Raw genomic sequence first — 14,701 nt, 5'->3', positions numbered from 1 at the left:
ACTTAACAATCAGTTATCACGATTATACATAAATAAGGAAGGTTCACATGGGTTTATTAGACAGTCTGTTGGGCAATGCGTCAGAAGTTGATATTAGTGAAGTACAGGAAGATATGGCAGGGGTGCTTGCAAAGAGCGAAAACATTACCAAAGCATACAAACTCGTACGGGACATGATTTTATTCACCAACAATCGGATGATCATGGTCGACAAGCAGGGGATTACGGGAAGTAAAGTTGAATATCACTCGATTCCGTACAAATCGGTGACGCAATTCAAGGTGGAAACCGCAGGTCGATTTGATATGGAATCTGAGCTTAAGATTTATATTTCTGGCGGCGAAATGCTGGAAATTACGCTAACGCCTGAGTGCGCGATGGGCGTGCAACAGGCGCTAGCGGATAATATATTTAACTAAGTTAACATTCTTAGGCGCATCTATTGAAGATGCGTCTCAAAGTGCTTTGTGATGGTTTTGTACATATGGATTTGAGTATTTTTACCTCTTATCCCGTGTTTTTTACCTGGATAATCCATCACATGAAACAATTTTGCATTGTCTTGCAAATGCTTATACAACTTGGTTGCATGCGTAAATAACACATTGTCATCCGCCATTCCATGCAGAATCAACAACTCATCTTCGAGCTGTGTTGCATACGGGAAGACTGACGCTGCGTCGTATTTTTTAGGCACCACACGCGGATCGCCCATGTAGCGTTCGGTGTAGTGAGTATCGTACAAGCGCCATTCGGTGACTGGTGCACCCGATACACCAGCTTTAACAAGACCAGGGTGTTTGAACATGGTCATTAGCGTCATGTAACCACCGTACGAATGGCCGTAAATGCCCACACGATTTCCATCAACAAACGGTTGCGCTTTGAGCCATTCGATGCCGCGTTTTTGATCCAAGACCTCAATATCCCCCATGCGCTGATAAATGTGATCTTCAAATGCTTTACCGCGATAGTTCGAACCGCGATTATCTATGCTAAAGACGACATAGCCTTGTTGTGCCCAATACTGAAACATCAATCCTCTTGTACCACCCCAGCGATTGGTGACGACCTGTGCAATGGGGCCACCATAGTGATAAACGATGGCGGGCGCTTTGCCTTGCACATTGCGCGGTCGGTATAAGCGATAATAGAGCTTGGTGCCATCATCTGCCTTTATAGTGCCAAACTCAGGTGCTATCCAAGTCTCATAATAATTAGTTAAAGGATGGTTCATGTCCAAAGCGTTTTCATCTAGCCAGGTTATCAGAGAACCGTCGGCGCGATATAGACCTGTTTGAGGAGGCGTATTTATGGTCGAAAAACTATTCACAAAGACCGTTGCATCGGAACTGAAATTAACTGCGTTATACTGTTCGGCAGGCGTGATACGCCTTAGGTTCTTACCTGAAAAATCAATGCTGTATAAATGTGTTTCAAGAGGAGTATCCGCACGACCACTAAAGTAAATTACCTCTTCTTTTTCATCAATCGCATCGATACTGGTCACCACCCAATCACCTTGAGTAACCTGTCTGATTAACTCGCCATTGTTGTGATAGAGATAAAGATGTGTAAATCCATCGCGTTCACTGGCCCAAATAAACTGTTCGGTTTGTTTTAAAAAGCGCAAAGATTTATGTAAATTGATCCAAGTTGGGCTGGTTTCGGTCACTAGCGTCTTTGTGGTTTTCTGTTCCAAATCAAACGCTCGTAGCTCAAGTGTTTTTTGATCACGTGACTGCCATTGATAGGTTAATACTTTGCTATTGGGCATCCAGTTTACACGGGGTAAGTAGATGTCTTTTTCTGCGCCAAGAGGGACTTGGATGCGTTCATTATCAGCAAGTGTTTGCACGTACAGTTCAATCAGTGCATTGTCAGTGCCAGCGAACGGGTATTTTTGGTCAATCATATCAATGCGATCGGCATAGATCTCAGAGCGAGTGGCATCTTTAACGCCACTCTCATCCGTGCGCGTGAAGGCTATGGCAGTCTCATCCGGTGCCCACCAATATCCTGTCATACGATACATTTCTTCTTGGGCAACAAATTCTGCCATGCCAAACTTGATGTCTCCACCACCTTGTGTGGTGATAGCGGTTTCTTTCCCTGTTGCAATGTCGAGCACAAAAACATTTTGTTCACGAATAAAAGAAACGTAATTTCCTTTTGGGGAGAGTTTGACGTCGGTTTCAAATTCTGGGGTTTCGACCAAACGAGTCGCCTTTTTATCTCCCAACTTGTAATAAAAGACATCGCCGGCAAGCGGGAAGAGCAGAGCTTTGCCATCGTTTGACCATTGATAAGATACGATGCCTGAACCGGATAAGCGCAAGCGCTCACGCCGCGCTTTTTCCTCATCTGACAGGGTCTCAGGGCCAGAATGTAAATCATCGGCATCAAACAAAATACGCTCTTGGCCACTTGGAATATGGTACTCCCACAAATCGAAGCGGGTATTATCAGTCGCTTTAGCACGAATAAAGGTAACCCGTTCACCGTTTGGCGATAATTTTACTTGTGACGGGGCTGTGCCGCTTAAAGATGGGGCAGACATGATGCGCTCAATACTCAGTTCTTGTGCGGTGGCTACGGTAATAATGGAGGCACAGAAGAGCAAGCTAGTCGTTAAAACGTGTTTTATTTTCATTGGTTTTGTGTCGTTTAGGTGATTTCTTCGTATAATACCTTATCTTTTTATACACCTGTCAATGATGTTCTATGCAAAGTTCAGGGCAAACAGCAATAAAATCAGGATTGACTGCCACAGTTGTGGGAGCGACTGGACTCGTCGGCAAAGCGCTGACTCAGCAATTGCTCGCGCATCCAGACTATTCTGAAGTAACGATAATCGTTCGCAGGGAATTAGTGCGTGGCGAGTTTGTCGATCCCTTACTCAAACTGCGAGTGCTTGTTATCAACTTTGATGATTTTCAGGACTATCAGGGATATTTTAGTGTCGATCATGTGTATTGTTGCCTCGGCACCACGATCAAAAAAGCCGGCTCTCGCAAGGCGTTTCGTTATGTTGATTTTCAATTAGTTCACGTGGCCGCTCAGCTTGCTCGAGCACAACGTGCAAAAGGCTTTGTGTGGGTATCGAGTGTTGGTGCGGACGCCAAATCTAAGAATTTCTACCTCAAAGTAAAAGGTGAGCTAGAAAATGCAATATTAACCATGCCACAGCTAGAACATGCGGCAGCTGTTAGGCCGTCCTTATTGTTGGGGGACCGAGCTGAATTTAGGCGTAACGAGCAGTTTGGAATTTGGTTAAGTCGCTGGTTATCATGGTGTTTTGTTGGCAAATTTGCTAAGTATAAGCCAATTCATGCTAACCAAGTTGCCCGACAAATGATAGACTTGCAACCCAAATTAGAGATATCGACTGAGGCAATTCAAGTTGGCTAACTCAGCAAATAGCGGGTTTCGTTTTAAGCAGTTTGCAATCGAACATGATGAATGCGGCATGAAAGTCGGCACAGATAGTATTGTGTTGGGTTCTTGGGCCCATACCAAAAACGCTCGTTACATATTGGACATTGGTACCGGTTCGGGTTTACTTGCCTTGATGTTGGCACAAAAAACGTTTGCTACAAGTCTAATATCTGCCGTCGAGATTGAGCCAGCGGCGGTTCGTCAAGCGCGTAATAACATTCAAAAATCCAAATTTGCCAATCAAATTCGTGTGATTGAATGCGATATCAAGACATTTCATGCGTCGAATCCATATGATTTGATTATCTCAAATCCGCCTTATTACAAAGGCATGCATAAACAGCATCACAACTTGATCGATCCGAATCAGGCAAGAGTGTATGCCCGCTCGCAACAGCATTTGTCACATAAACAACTATTGGAACAAGCGGCTAGGTTATTGAGTTCCGATGGGTATTTTTATTGTGTGATCCCGACGGGGGACACCTCGAGTTTATTGGAATACGCATTGAACGAAGGCCTTCATCTAAATAAACGCTTAGACATACGCAGCAATTATCAAAATGACAAAATTCGAGCGTGTTTGTGCTTTTCTCGGAACAAAAGCATTGTTGAACATGACGAGCTAGTCATCTACGCTGATGCTCGGGAGTACACTGAAGAATATCGTACTATGTGCCGGGATTATTATTTGAATTTTTAAATTTGATGGTGGTTGGCAACACGATGGCAATCTCTTTGGACAATATGGGGCAGGTTATCGAGATAACACCTATCAGTTGGGATGGGGTACCATTGCACATTCCTAAATTTCAAATCTACGCTATTATCCCGAATCCTATTTTCACTAGTTTTCATAGCAAAGACGGTAAGCGCATCCCATTGATTGACGTTGACCAGTATCATATTCCGGTTCTTGAGCCTTATGGTGGTTTGCTAGACACACCGCCTAATTTTGCTGTAGTGATGAGCCATCACATCCAAAACGAGTTTAGTTTGTACGCTTACCCTGCAGACACTATCGAAGACACCTACAGCATCAGTTACGCAGAGTGGCTTTCGGAACAGACCAACTAATGTTTACCGACCCCAATATCACAGCTGAACTTATCGGCGCCTGCGCCCTCGGGTTTAATATTGTGGCGTACCGGCAAAATCAAATGGCACGTTATCTTATTTTTTCAGGCTTTTCGATGGCTTGTCTAAGTTTACATTTTTATTTGTTGGAAGCATTTGCTGCAGCGATTGGCTGTGGGCTGGCCGCTTTACGCAATGCGGTGGCACTCAAATCTCGGGCCTCTTGGGTGGTAGTGGTATTTGTTACCTTGAATATTTCGGCCATGCTCATTGAATATTTTGTTTTGCAACATGGGGCATTGCTGTTTCTCGCATATTGCTCAGGCTTTATCTTTACCGTGGGCTCAATCGTCATCACGCAAGTAGAAGTTATGCGGCGTTGGTTCTTAGTTGCTGAAGCACTTGGATGTTTGTATGCTGTGATTGTTGGCAGTGTATTTGGTACGATTTTTAATGTAGTCAACATGACCAATATCGTTATGAAGATGCGTAAACACTAGCCATGCATGAGACAAAAAAACCGTCTAACTCACAGGAGATAGACGGTTTATGCGAGGCAGTTTGGTTAGTCTTCTTTGACTAATACAGAGACTCGGTTGATACCGGCAATCTTAGCTTGGTTCATTACTTCTACGACGATACCATGTTCAGCATCTTCGTGAGCCTGAATAGCAGCAACATCAGTATTGTTCTCAGCAAGGAAGGTTTGAATGTTCGCTACAACTCGACGAATATCGACTTCACGACCGTTCATTTTTATCACACCTGCATCATCAATCTGAATCGATAATGCCTTGCTGGGCTGTTTCGATTCGTTGTTGTCCTTAGGGCGATTTACATCAAGGCCTTTTTCCTTGGCAAACGAGGTCGTCACGATGAAGAAAATCAACATGATGAATACGATGTCAAGCATCGGTGTCATATCGATTTGTGCTTCGTCGTCACTGGAGGTATGTTTTTTCTTTTTCATACTACTATTGATCTTATTTATAATGAAGTTAGCCGTAGTATAATGAAAATTGAGCAAAAAAAACAGCGAAAATGTAAACAGAATGTAGTTTTTTTTGCTTGATTATGAGGGTCTATCCTGCTTGTATGCTATGGCCTGCCCGAGCTGAGTAAAATAGGTTAAGAATGACTGATTTATGGCCAAACGCTGATTTCCCAATGGATATAACCCTTTTTTAGCCCATTGTGATTGCTTGGTGCCTGAAACTAAAAAATGGTTCTTTATTGATTGGTCTTGAACCATGGCTTCAAACGCCCTGGCGCAAACTTCTTGGGGAAGTGAAAAGTAGATACTTTTACAGGCTTTGTCGCAGACAACCGAACGAGCCATCAATGGATTTAACCCTCCCTCAATGGGACTTAGTAAGATCGTGTTAAGGGTATCTAAGAGGCGTTGATTGAGAGGATGTTGCTTGAGTTTATTGGCCGTTAAACTTAATGCTGAAGCAAATGTGCCAGCTTGCTCGACAGCAAACATCTTGGGTGCGATATAATGGTCAAAAGCATGAAACCATTCGTGAGCAAGTGACCCAGCGCCGGCATTTTTGGCCAATGCGAGTTCGCGTTTGACTGGCGTGTAATGTGCGCTGACACCTTTGCGTCCACCACTGCCAAAAGCCAGTGCAAGGCTTTGATTCAGACCAAGAGTGATGTAGGGAACATGTAATATTTCAGCCAAATCACACAACGCATCAAAGAAGAGATTCGCAGCGAGTTTTTGCTCCTCTACGGTGACCCATTTGCCAATCGTGATACTCCGAAACCCAAAGAATTTATGAATATCTGCAAAACTCACATCCGCTCCATCACGATGCGAGGGACCATCGCGATAAAACCCCCGTTGCAAACGATTCAGAGGCTTATCCACTAATTGGCTAACTCAGCTAAAACGCCTTCTACCCAGGTGGCGATTCTGGCATCGGTTTGCTCAAATTGATTTTCATCGTCCAGGGCTAAGCCAACAAAAAACTCCCCATCCTCAGTCAAAGCTTTAGATTGAGTAAATTCGTAATCAGGCGTGTTCGGCCAATATCCGCATATTTGAGCACCTGCAGCAACAACCACATCATGCAACATCCCCAGAGCATCTTGAAACCAGTCGGCGTAGCCATACATATCACCTAAACCATATAGGGCAACCGTTTTACCTGACCAATTAATGTCAGCTGCTTCATCCCAATGACTTTCCCAGTCTTCTTGCAGTTCACCAAAATCCCAGGTAGATATGCCTAAGATTACGTTGTCATATTGCTCAACATCCGCAAGCGCAACCTCTTTGATGTTATGCATATCGACATTAAAATCACCAGCAGCTTCGATGACCGCTTTGATTTTTTCACCAGCCATTTCGGTATAACAAGTGGTGGATCCATAAAATAAACCGATTCGTTGCAAAAGTATTACCCTGATACATTGATTAGTGAAAGTGGCGCGTAGAATACCAAAAATCACTCATCCTCAAAAGCTATCTTCTGCTTATCGGCACTGAGTAATGTACATTTTACCTCACTCAAATCAAAGTTTGGGGTGTCGGGGAGGTGTAGGACTCCCATGGCACAAGGATTGATATGTTCTGCACCAGCATATCCTACAGGCTTGCGTTCGGTGATTTTCATAAAGCGGCGTTTAGTCAAAAAGTTCAATGGCGAGCGTGATGAGTAAAACACTCTGTTGAGTCGATCAAAGACACTTAATAATCGCTCTGGAAATTGATTTTTGATCCCACTGCAGGTGAACTGTAGTACTTGAGGTGAATTGCGGCGGAAACGCATTTTGACATCATACACAAAAGAATAATGCACATCGCCGCTTAGGATCATAAAACGTGGTGGGGTTTTGACATGGCGAAAAATATTGAGCATCACATTGGCCGTCCCCTTATGGGCCATCCAGTTCTCGGCATCTACCGTTAGCGCTTGTCCAAACCAAGTGAACACACGTTGGATCATCTCAATAAATTTCATACCATAAATAGGTGCAGCGGATACCACAATCACATTATCTTGCCCAACAATGGATTGTTGAAAATCGACCAATGCTTCCCAATCCATCAGTCCCGACGGTTTTTTGGGATTTGACTCTGAACGCCAGCGCCTTGTACGTGTGTCTAAGACTCGAACGGGAGGCTCAGTATTGAGTGAGTAATGCCATTTTTCCCACTCAAATATGCCCTCTAGTAGCTCATCATGGGCTTTAATTTTGGTTTTAAGAAGGTGTTTTTTGAGTAACTGGCGCAGTGGTTTTAAGCGTTCAGGTTGATTGCCAATGCCTTGGAACAAAGTGTAACCTAACAAAGCATTACCAATGATGCGCTTAGAAAAAGCGTGTCCGTATACAGCCTCTTCCCATGCTCGATTGAGATTCCAATCGTCCGTGACGTCATGATCATCAAAAATCATATAAGTTGGAATCGCAGCCAATACGGTTTGCACCTGGTCTAGTCCTTCAACAAAGGCTGCAACGATAACTTGTTCGTTGCGGTATTTGTCGCGAAATTCCTCTGGAACTACCTGCTCGTCAAATTCTATAAACGCCCATAATGCCGGTGAGAAACTCAACAAATAGAGGGCGCATATTTCAGCAAAGCTCATTAAGTGATTTTGCGCATTGACAGAGGTAAATAGTGGCTTGCGTTTGGCGCCAAAAAACACCTTATCAAGCGCTTCATTCGCTTCGGTATTAGGTAGCAATGACTCGCGAAGATAATAGCCGTAGGTGTGCTCAGCGAGATCATTGGAACATTGTATCACCCCATCGGTGAACGTTTCTTGGTGAAGTCCAAGCAGGGAAATAACTTGATTAATAGCATGTAAAGTCGGGCCTGCAACATCATCTACATATACTTGATCGCCAGTCAAAAACAGTATGTCGGGTCGCTCATCATCATCCAATAAAGCAGCAACAGAGGGCAATGCATCACTGCCTTTACTGTGAATTTTGCGACAAGAACCGTGCATAACTTTTGTCAATTGAGTGGGAACGTAACACTGTGGCTGGTTAGACTGAGTAAACAAGGTTTCACCGTTTACTTTGATGTCGTAAGTAAATGCAGCATCTGGTGAAAACAAGTTTGGTTTTTGTACGTGCAAAATATGTAAAAAAGCTTTTTTACCCATTGGCAAACAGTCGCGTTGAACATGTTTAGAGGTGAAGGCATTTTTTCGACCGTTTTGCACGAGTAAAATTTCTGGCTCACAAAATGAACTTGTCACAAGCGTGACACAAACTTCATCTAGGCTTGTATGCCTTAGAAACGGGCCAGCAATCAGTAAAGGGATCTTGTTTGCCATGTTTTGAGTAATAAATGTACAATAATAAACAACATGTCAAGACTAACAAAAATAAGTAGATAAATATGTGGCAAAAATGTTTCAAGCTATGTCTTGTGTCAGTGTTACTTTCCGGTTGCTCAGCAGAATCAACGGCTCCATCAGAAAAGCCAAATCAAGGCCCATTAGTTTTGGCCGCACAATGGTTGAATGACAGCCGAATCGAACAAGCTTATTTTCCTGATCCGCAACCTTCAGGATTAACCTTCTGGAATGGTCAACTGGTCTCCATCAGCGACGCCAGTGCGGCCGAGCAAAACCGTCGACGTTTGCATTTTATCGCACCAACAACCGCAAGGGTGACATTTTCTGAGACTTACTCAATCAGTCCTGATTTGGCAACTAGCTGTTTTACAGAATATTTTACCGTGCGACCCGATTTGGAGGCATTGGCCAAAGATCCTTTGCAAGACAATACCTTCATTACAGTAACCGAAGACGCGTCACGTTTTGCCAATTATTCTCCAGAATGTGCGCAACAATACCAAGCCACAGGCTCCACAGCTTTTCCCACGGTATTGGTGCGATTACAATATGATAATTTGACTAATAACTTGATGGTTATAGGGGTCAGGGCCGTTCAGTTTGATCCAAAAGATAACATTGGGAACTCGCCCAACGATGGTATTGAAGGGCTTGTGGCAACCGCATCAACACTGTATTTGGGTTTAGAGAAAGATAACAATAATCAAGCTCAGCTTTTTACGATTAATTATTCATCTGATTTTTGGGAGCGCGATGAGTTTGCTAAGGCCAAAAATAAACGCGTAAATTTTCCAAATTATGATCTTAATCGCCCCAATCCGATAAACGCTATTGAGTTGTTCCAATGGCGTGGTAAAACCTGGCTAATTGCTGCTGCGCGCAATGATAATGAATTATGGTGGGTTGATTTGAGCGATTTTACTCAACCGATTTATCGCACTGAGATACGTTATCGACTGGCTAATCCTGCAGGGTGTGCCAAGTATGAGTTTTTAGACAATGCGTCTATAGAAGGCATAGCTGTATCGGAAAACCAACTCTATTTGGTCAATGATCCATGGAAACGTAATTACGCCAAAAACATTCAGTGTGATGCATGGCGCGAAGCATATGAAGCGTTTGCTCCTCAGCTGTATCAAATAGATTTGACTACAGCGTGGGAACATACTCAGCCGATTATTCCTTCTCGCGTCGAATAATCGCGCCTAACTTGGCTAATTTGGTTTCGATGGCTTCATAACCTCGGTCGAGATGATAGATTCGGTTAACGTGCGTTTCGCCACTTGCCATGAGTCCTGCAATGACTAGACTGGCTGATGCGCGAAGGTCAGTCGCCATAACTGGAGCGCCGCGTAACTGAGATATGCCTTGGCATACGGCGCTATTGCCTTCTAGGCTAATCTTAGCGCCCATGCGCTGTAATTCGGGTACATGCATAAACCGGTTTTCAAAAATGGTTTCAGTCACCACGCCAGTGCCTTCAGCCAAGCAGTTCAATGCTACAAATTGGGCTTGCATATCGGTTGGAAAAGCAGGATGAGGCGCAGTTTTGATGTTCACTGCAGTAGGGCGTTTACCCTCCATATCCAGATGAATTGTATCTTCGGTAGTAGTAATGGTTGCGCCTGCTTGTCGCAATTTTGCTAAGACGGCATCTAGGGCTGACGGATCCGCATTGAGGCAGGTCACAGACCCTCCTGTCGCCGCTGCTGCTACCAAAAATGTGCCGGTTTCGATACGATCTGGCAACACAGAATAATGACAACCTGATAAAGATTTCACACCTTGAATCACGATTTCAGACGTACCTGCGCCCGAAACTTTACCACCCATAGCGTTTAGACAATTAGCTAAATCGACAATCTCAGGCTCACGAGCTGCGTTTTCTAGAATCGTGGTACCTTGGGCAAGTGCCGCCGCCATCATGAGGTTTTCAGTTGCACCAACACTGACGATATCCATGACAATTTTGCAACCTTGCAAGCGACCATCAACCGTAGCTTTAATATAGCCATCTTCAACATCTATCTTGGCGCCCATTTGTTCAAGACCAGTCAGATGAATATCAACAGGTCTTGCACCTATTGCACACCCGCCAGGTAAAGACACATCCGCTTTACCATAACGCGCTAACAATGGCCCTAACACCAAAATTGAAGCGCGCATAGTCCGCACCAAATCATAAGACGCTACCGTACTATTGAGCTCAGTTGGGTCAATTTGCAACATGTGCGGGTCAATATAATCAACCTTAACGCCCATTCCTTCAAGTAACTTAACACTGGTGTTGATGTCTCTTAGCACCGGTACATTAGCAAACGTAATTGGGGAGTCGCACAATAGTGATGCCATTAAAAGAGGCAATGCCGCGTTTTTGGCGCCAGAAATGACGACTTCTCCACGCAAAGGTGGGCTTTGTTGAATGACGAGTTTATCCACGATTCTACCTTACTGGGGCATATTGAATAGCTTTTCCCTTTGCCATTGCGCTTTATTAAATGTTTTTATTGATACCGCATGCATTGAGCCATCGGCAATTTTGTCATTCAGAGGTCCGTAGACGAACTGCTGGCGTTTGACCCGTGACATTTCGTCAAATACGTCGCTGACGGCGATGATTTGGAAGTGCGAGCCATCGCTTTTAACGTGCACTTCTTCTAATCCTAGAGTCTCTTTAAGATGCTGTTCGATTTCTTCGTTGGTCATGGGCAACCTTTTTCTATTTACTAGCTGTTGAGCAATGCGTCGGCATTCGATAGCGCTGCAAGATGACGTAATTTATCAGGAACACGTTCAAAACGCACTGTTATATTGCGTTGTTTGCAGTCGCGTAATAAATTGAAAAGTACAGCAAGGCCGGCACTATCAATCAGTTCAATCCCGGATAAATCAACTTGCAGATTCTTTGTGTTAAGAATTTGTGGAAGCTGACTTGTAATATTGCTGGTTATCTGAGCGTTTGAGCATTTTCCAGATATACTCAATCGTTCTTCGCTGTAGCTGAGTTCCATTATTGTGCCGCGTTAGTATTTTGTAAGACAATCGGTTCGTTGATTTTTTCTTGCATCAAAGTAATCACTTTTTCAACGCCTTCTTGGCGGATAATGGTTTCAAATTCGCTGCGTTTTGAAGACAAGAGGCTAATCCCTTCAGCAACCATATCATAACCTTTCCAAGAGTTAGTGCGACTGTCATACCGAACTTTAAAAGCTACCTTTATATCTGGACGTCCATCATCTTGAATTACAGCGCGTACCGTAATGGTTTTTTGACCCAGATAATCTCCGCCAGGTTCAAATGAAACGGTTTGATCATCATAATACCCCATTGCGTTAGCGTAAGTGGTAACGAGATATTCTTTGAAGACATTAACAAATTCTGCAAGTTGAGGTTTAGGCACGTTACGGGCATTTTTGCCCAAGACCATAAAGGCAGAAAAACGATAATCGATGAACGGCAGCAGGTTTTCACGCATGATCGTGCGAAGATGTTCTGGATCTTGAGCGATCAGATCCTTTTCATTTTTCATTCTACCGAACGTTGCCGATGCGGCATCTTGAATCATGACGTATGGATTGAGAACTTCGGGTTGAGCAAATAATTTAGCGCTACTGAAAACAAGGCTTAAAATAAAAAGTGCGCCTAGCACGGGTGACCAAAACATACGTGAGAAAAAAGGCTTCATTAACAATTCCTTAAATATTCTTAGTTACTGTCACGGCTGAACAAAAATTGTCCAATTAAATCTTCCAGAACTAATGCTGATTTGGTATCTGAAATAAAATCGCCATCGGTCAATACTACTGGGTCATCAAAGGCAAATCCTGGCTGAAAGCCAATGTACTGCTCACCTAATAAACCCGAGGTCAAAATAGCAACAGAACTCGTGTCTGGAAAATTGTTGTATTGTTCAGAGATGCTCAATACCACCACCGGTGTAAAATCATCTTGGTCGAGATAAATCGATTCCACTCGACCAACTGTAACGCCGCCCACTTTGACCGCTGAACGAGGCTTTAAACCACCAATATTGTCAAACTTAGCATAAAGTGTATAACTTTGATCTGAACCAGACATCCCTTGATTGGCAACTTTTAATGCTAATAACAACCCAGCTGCAAGCGTTAAAACGACAAAAAATCCAACCAATAGTTCAGTTTTACGTGTGGTCATAGTTGCTCCTAGTTTATGCCAAACATGAGTGCAGTAAGCACAAAATCCAAGCCGAGGACGGCGAGGGACGAGTATACAACAGTTTGAGTGGTGGCTTGAGAAATACCTTCCGATGTGGGAGTTGCATCGTACCCTTTAAAAATCGCAATCCAAGTGACGACAACTGCAAAAACAAAACTCTTAATTATGCCGTTGACGACATCTTTATCCCACTCAACGGTCGCTTGCATTATAGACCAATATGAACCCGCATCTACCCCTAACCAATCGACGCCAACAAGATGTCCGCCTAATATACCAATTGCAGAAAAAATCAGGGCCAACATTGGCATGGCAATGACCCCAGCCCAAAAACGGGGGGCAATAATCCGTCGCAGTGGGTCAACCGCCATCATCTCAAGACTGCTGAGTTGTTCAGTGGCCTTCATCAAACCAATCTCTGCGGTTAACGCCGAACCTGCCCGACCAGCAAACAGCAAAGCCGTGACGACGGGGCCCAGTTCACGCAGCAGAGACAAGGCGACCATTGGCCCAAGTGAGCCTTCTGCGCCGTAATTCACCAGGATAGTGTAACCTTGCAAGGCCATGACCATACCGATAAATAACCCAGATACCATGATGATCAATAAAGACTGCACACCCACAACGTATATTTGGTGAATGGTGAGGCGAATGTTTTTGCGCTGAGGGACGGCAATAATAGCCCCCACTAGCATCAATAAAGCACGTCCAAATCCCGTTAGGGCATTCAGCGTATTGTACCCAATAGATTGTAAATAGTTCATTTTTTCACTCCCTGCTGAGCGGTGCCTAACAAGGTATTAAATAAATTGTCTGCAGGGAAATGAAACGGCACAGGGCCATCTGCTTCACCCTGCAAAAATTGCTGAACTAGTGCCGAGTCAGAAGCCTTAATTTGTGAGGGTGTTCCTTCGCCGATGATTTTTTGGTTGGCAAGAATATACACATAATCTGCAATGTCGAGTACTTCAGAGACATCATGGGTTACCACAATACTCGTCAAATCTAAAGCACTGCTCAGCGCTTTGATAAGCTTAACCAATACGCCCATAGATATCGGGTCTTGTCCGGCAAATGGCTCGTCATACATGATGAGCTCAGGATCGAGCGCAATGGCTCGTGCTAGAGCTGCACGCCGTGCCATGCCACCGGAAAGTTCACTGGGCATTAAATCAGCCGCTCCACGCAGGCCAACGGCTTCAAGTTTCAGATAGACTAAGGTGCGAATGATGTCCTCATCGAGTTTGGTGTGCTCGCGCAAGGCAAATGCCACATTATCGAACACCGAAATATCAGTAAACAACGCGCCAGATTGGAACAGCATGCTCATTTTTTTGCGGGTTTTGTAAAGTTCCCTTCGTGACATCTGGGGAATAGAATTACCGGCATAACGTATATCACCACTGTCTGGTTTGAGTTGCCCACCAATTAATTTCATTAAGGTGGTTTTGCCTATTCCGCTGGGACCCATTATCGCGGTAATTTTACCTTTTTCAATAGTGAGGTTAATACCGTCGTAAATAACGCGATTACCACGTAAAAAACGCAAGTTTTCAACGGACACTAGTGTAGATGAGTTACTCATGAATACAGGTGGTTCCTTAACCTTAATTGGAGGTGTGCATTGCTGTTATGTTTGTCTATATTATGCGACAAGACAGGTACATGGG

Annotated in this window: 18 protein-coding genes; 6 read left to right on the top strand and 12 right to left on the bottom strand. The window is 43.9% G+C overall.

Annotated elements, in window-relative coordinates; genetic code table 11:
- Positions 1-47: 47 nt before the first annotated feature.
- Positions 48-419 carry a PH domain-containing protein gene (locus tag NLG07_RS01005; protein ID WP_254855837.1) on the top strand — a complete coding sequence of 124 codons (372 nt, stop codon included), beginning with the start codon at positions 48-50 and terminating at the stop codon, positions 417-419.
- 20 nt (positions 420-439) lie between these two features.
- Here the strand turns inward: NLG07_RS01005 and NLG07_RS01000 are convergent, their stop codons facing one another.
- Positions 440-2,653, bottom strand: coding sequence for a S9 family peptidase (locus NLG07_RS01000; protein WP_254855836.1), 2,214 nt, complete (start codon positions 2,651-2,653; stop codon positions 440-442).
- A gap of 71 nt (positions 2,654-2,724) precedes the next feature.
- Between NLG07_RS01000 and NLG07_RS00995 the strand changes: the two genes are divergently transcribed.
- Genes NLG07_RS00995 through NLG07_RS00980 form a run of 4 tightly spaced genes read left to right on the top strand, consistent with a single transcriptional unit; the run spans position 2,725 to position 5,015 of the window.
- Entirely contained in the window at positions 2,725-3,411 is a 687-nt protein-coding gene (locus NLG07_RS00995; RefSeq protein WP_254855835.1) for an NAD(P)H-binding protein, read from the top strand.
- Positions 3,404-4,141, top strand: a complete 738-nt coding sequence (locus tag NLG07_RS00990) for a tRNA1(Val) (adenine(37)-N6)-methyltransferase (protein ID WP_254855834.1) — start codon at positions 3,404-3,406, stop codon at positions 4,139-4,141. The genes NLG07_RS00995 and NLG07_RS00990 overlap by 8 nt, the downstream gene beginning before the upstream one ends.
- 23 nt (positions 4,142-4,164) lie before the next feature.
- Positions 4,165-4,515: a hypothetical protein gene (locus NLG07_RS00985; protein ID WP_254855833.1), complete on the top strand. Its 351-nt coding sequence runs from the start codon at positions 4,165-4,167 to the stop codon at positions 4,513-4,515.
- A complete protein-coding gene (locus NLG07_RS00980) occupies positions 4,515-5,015 on the top strand; it encodes a YgjV family protein (protein WP_254855832.1) in 501 nt (166 codons plus the stop codon). Before NLG07_RS00985 ends, NLG07_RS00980 begins: the two co-directional genes overlap by 1 nt.
- Positions 5,016-5,080: 65 nt before the next feature.
- Here the strand turns inward: NLG07_RS00980 and NLG07_RS00975 are convergent, their stop codons facing one another.
- The 4 genes from NLG07_RS00975 to NLG07_RS00960 form a co-directional block, all read right to left on the bottom strand.
- Complete coding sequence (locus NLG07_RS00975; RefSeq protein WP_254855831.1) at positions 5,081-5,485, bottom strand: biopolymer transporter ExbD; 405 nt, start codon at positions 5,483-5,485, stop codon at positions 5,081-5,083.
- Positions 5,486-5,587: 102 nt separating this feature from the next.
- Entirely contained in the window at positions 5,588-6,391 is an 804-nt protein-coding gene (locus NLG07_RS00970) for a CLCA_X family protein (RefSeq protein WP_254855830.1), read from the bottom strand.
- The gene (gene fldB, locus NLG07_RS00965; protein WP_303049215.1) at positions 6,391-6,918 is read right to left on the bottom strand and encodes a flavodoxin FldB; all 528 of its coding nucleotides are present in this window, start codon (positions 6,916-6,918) and stop codon (positions 6,391-6,393) included. Before fldB ends, NLG07_RS00970 begins: the two co-directional genes overlap by 1 nt.
- A gap of 53 nt (positions 6,919-6,971) precedes the next feature.
- On the bottom strand, positions 6,972-8,813 hold the full coding sequence (locus NLG07_RS00960; protein ID WP_254855829.1) for an alkaline phosphatase family protein: 1,842 nt from the start codon (positions 8,811-8,813) through the stop codon (positions 6,972-6,974).
- 95 nt (positions 8,814-8,908) lie between these two features.
- Between NLG07_RS00960 and NLG07_RS00955 the strand changes: the two genes are divergently transcribed.
- Positions 8,909-10,036, top strand: coding sequence for a hypothetical protein (locus NLG07_RS00955; RefSeq protein WP_254855828.1), 1,128 nt, complete (start codon positions 8,909-8,911; stop codon positions 10,034-10,036).
- Here NLG07_RS00955 and murA read toward each other — a convergent pair.
- Genes murA through NLG07_RS00920 form a run of 7 tightly spaced genes read right to left on the bottom strand, consistent with a single transcriptional unit; the run spans position 10,014 to position 14,616 of the window.
- Positions 10,014-11,276, bottom strand: coding sequence for a UDP-N-acetylglucosamine 1-carboxyvinyltransferase (murA, locus tag NLG07_RS00950; protein WP_254855827.1), 1,263 nt, complete (start codon positions 11,274-11,276; stop codon positions 10,014-10,016). The two genes, NLG07_RS00955 and murA, sit on opposite strands and share 23 nt — an antisense overlap.
- Positions 11,277-11,285: 9 nt before the next feature.
- Complete coding sequence (locus NLG07_RS00945) at positions 11,286-11,543, bottom strand: BolA family protein (RefSeq protein WP_254855826.1); 258 nt, start codon at positions 11,541-11,543, stop codon at positions 11,286-11,288.
- A 20-nt stretch (positions 11,544-11,563) separates the two neighbouring features.
- Entirely contained in the window at positions 11,564-11,848 is a 285-nt protein-coding gene (locus tag NLG07_RS00940; RefSeq protein ID WP_254855825.1) for a lipid asymmetry maintenance protein MlaB, read from the bottom strand.
- Positions 11,848-12,522, bottom strand: coding sequence for a phospholipid-binding protein MlaC (locus tag NLG07_RS00935; RefSeq protein WP_254855824.1), 675 nt, complete (start codon positions 12,520-12,522; stop codon positions 11,848-11,850). The genes NLG07_RS00940 and NLG07_RS00935 overlap by 1 nt, the downstream gene beginning before the upstream one ends.
- 20 nt (positions 12,523-12,542) lie before the next feature.
- On the bottom strand, positions 12,543-13,010 hold the full coding sequence (gene mlaD, locus NLG07_RS00930; RefSeq protein ID WP_254855823.1) for an outer membrane lipid asymmetry maintenance protein MlaD: 468 nt from the start codon (positions 13,008-13,010) through the stop codon (positions 12,543-12,545).
- 8 nt (positions 13,011-13,018) lie between these two features.
- Entirely contained in the window at positions 13,019-13,795 is a 777-nt protein-coding gene (gene mlaE / locus NLG07_RS00925) for a lipid asymmetry maintenance ABC transporter permease subunit MlaE (RefSeq protein ID WP_254855822.1), read from the bottom strand.
- Complete coding sequence (locus NLG07_RS00920; RefSeq protein ID WP_254855821.1) at positions 13,792-14,616, bottom strand: ATP-binding cassette domain-containing protein; 825 nt, start codon at positions 14,614-14,616, stop codon at positions 13,792-13,794. The genes mlaE and NLG07_RS00920 overlap by 4 nt, the downstream gene beginning before the upstream one ends.
- Between the last annotated feature and the right edge of the window lie 85 nt (positions 14,617-14,701).

This window comes from Alteromonas sp. LMIT006 (assembly GCF_024300645.1).
In the GTDB taxonomy this organism is placed as follows: Bacteria; Pseudomonadota; Gammaproteobacteria; order Enterobacterales; family Alteromonadaceae; genus Opacimonas; species Opacimonas immobilis.
Note: the sequence above shows the minus strand (reverse complement) of the source record. Positions and strands in the feature narration are given on the sequence as shown.

Excerpts from the sequence above, each read along its gene's own strand:
- NLG07_RS00935 (WP_254855824.1), bottom strand. The coding sequence starts at position 12,522 with ATGAAGCCTTTTTTCTCACGTATGTTTTGGTCACCCGTGCTAGGCGCA.
- NLG07_RS00995 (WP_254855835.1), top strand. The coding sequence starts at position 2,725 with ATGCAAAGTTCAGGGCAAACAGCAATAAAATCAGGATTGACTGCCACA.
- NLG07_RS01000 (WP_254855836.1), bottom strand. The coding sequence starts at position 2,653 with ATGAAAATAAAACACGTTTTAACGACTAGCTTGCTCTTCTGTGCCTCC.
- mlaE (WP_254855822.1), bottom strand. The coding sequence starts at position 13,795 with ATGAACTATTTACAATCTATTGGGTACAATACGCTGAATGCCCTAACG.
- NLG07_RS00960 (WP_254855829.1), bottom strand. The coding sequence starts at position 8,813 with ATGGCAAACAAGATCCCTTTACTGATTGCTGGCCCGTTTCTAAGGCAT.
- NLG07_RS01005 (WP_254855837.1), top strand. The coding sequence starts at position 48 with ATGGGTTTATTAGACAGTCTGTTGGGCAATGCGTCAGAAGTTGATATT.
- NLG07_RS00980 (WP_254855832.1), top strand. The coding sequence starts at position 4,515 with ATGTTTACCGACCCCAATATCACAGCTGAACTTATCGGCGCCTGCGCC.
- NLG07_RS00975 (WP_254855831.1), bottom strand. The coding sequence starts at position 5,485 with ATGAAAAAGAAAAAACATACCTCCAGTGACGACGAAGCACAAATCGAT.
- NLG07_RS00945 (WP_254855826.1), bottom strand. The coding sequence starts at position 11,543 with ATGACCAACGAAGAAATCGAACAGCATCTTAAAGAGACTCTAGGATTA.
- NLG07_RS00985 (WP_254855833.1), top strand. The coding sequence starts at position 4,165 with ATGGCAATCTCTTTGGACAATATGGGGCAGGTTATCGAGATAACACCT.
- NLG07_RS00940 (WP_254855825.1), bottom strand. The coding sequence starts at position 11,848 with ATGGAACTCAGCTACAGCGAAGAACGATTGAGTATATCTGGAAAATGC.
- mlaD (WP_254855823.1), bottom strand. The coding sequence starts at position 13,010 with ATGACCACACGTAAAACTGAACTATTGGTTGGATTTTTTGTCGTTTTA.
- NLG07_RS00920 (WP_254855821.1), bottom strand. The coding sequence starts at position 14,616 with ATGAGTAACTCATCTACACTAGTGTCCGTTGAAAACTTGCGTTTTTTA.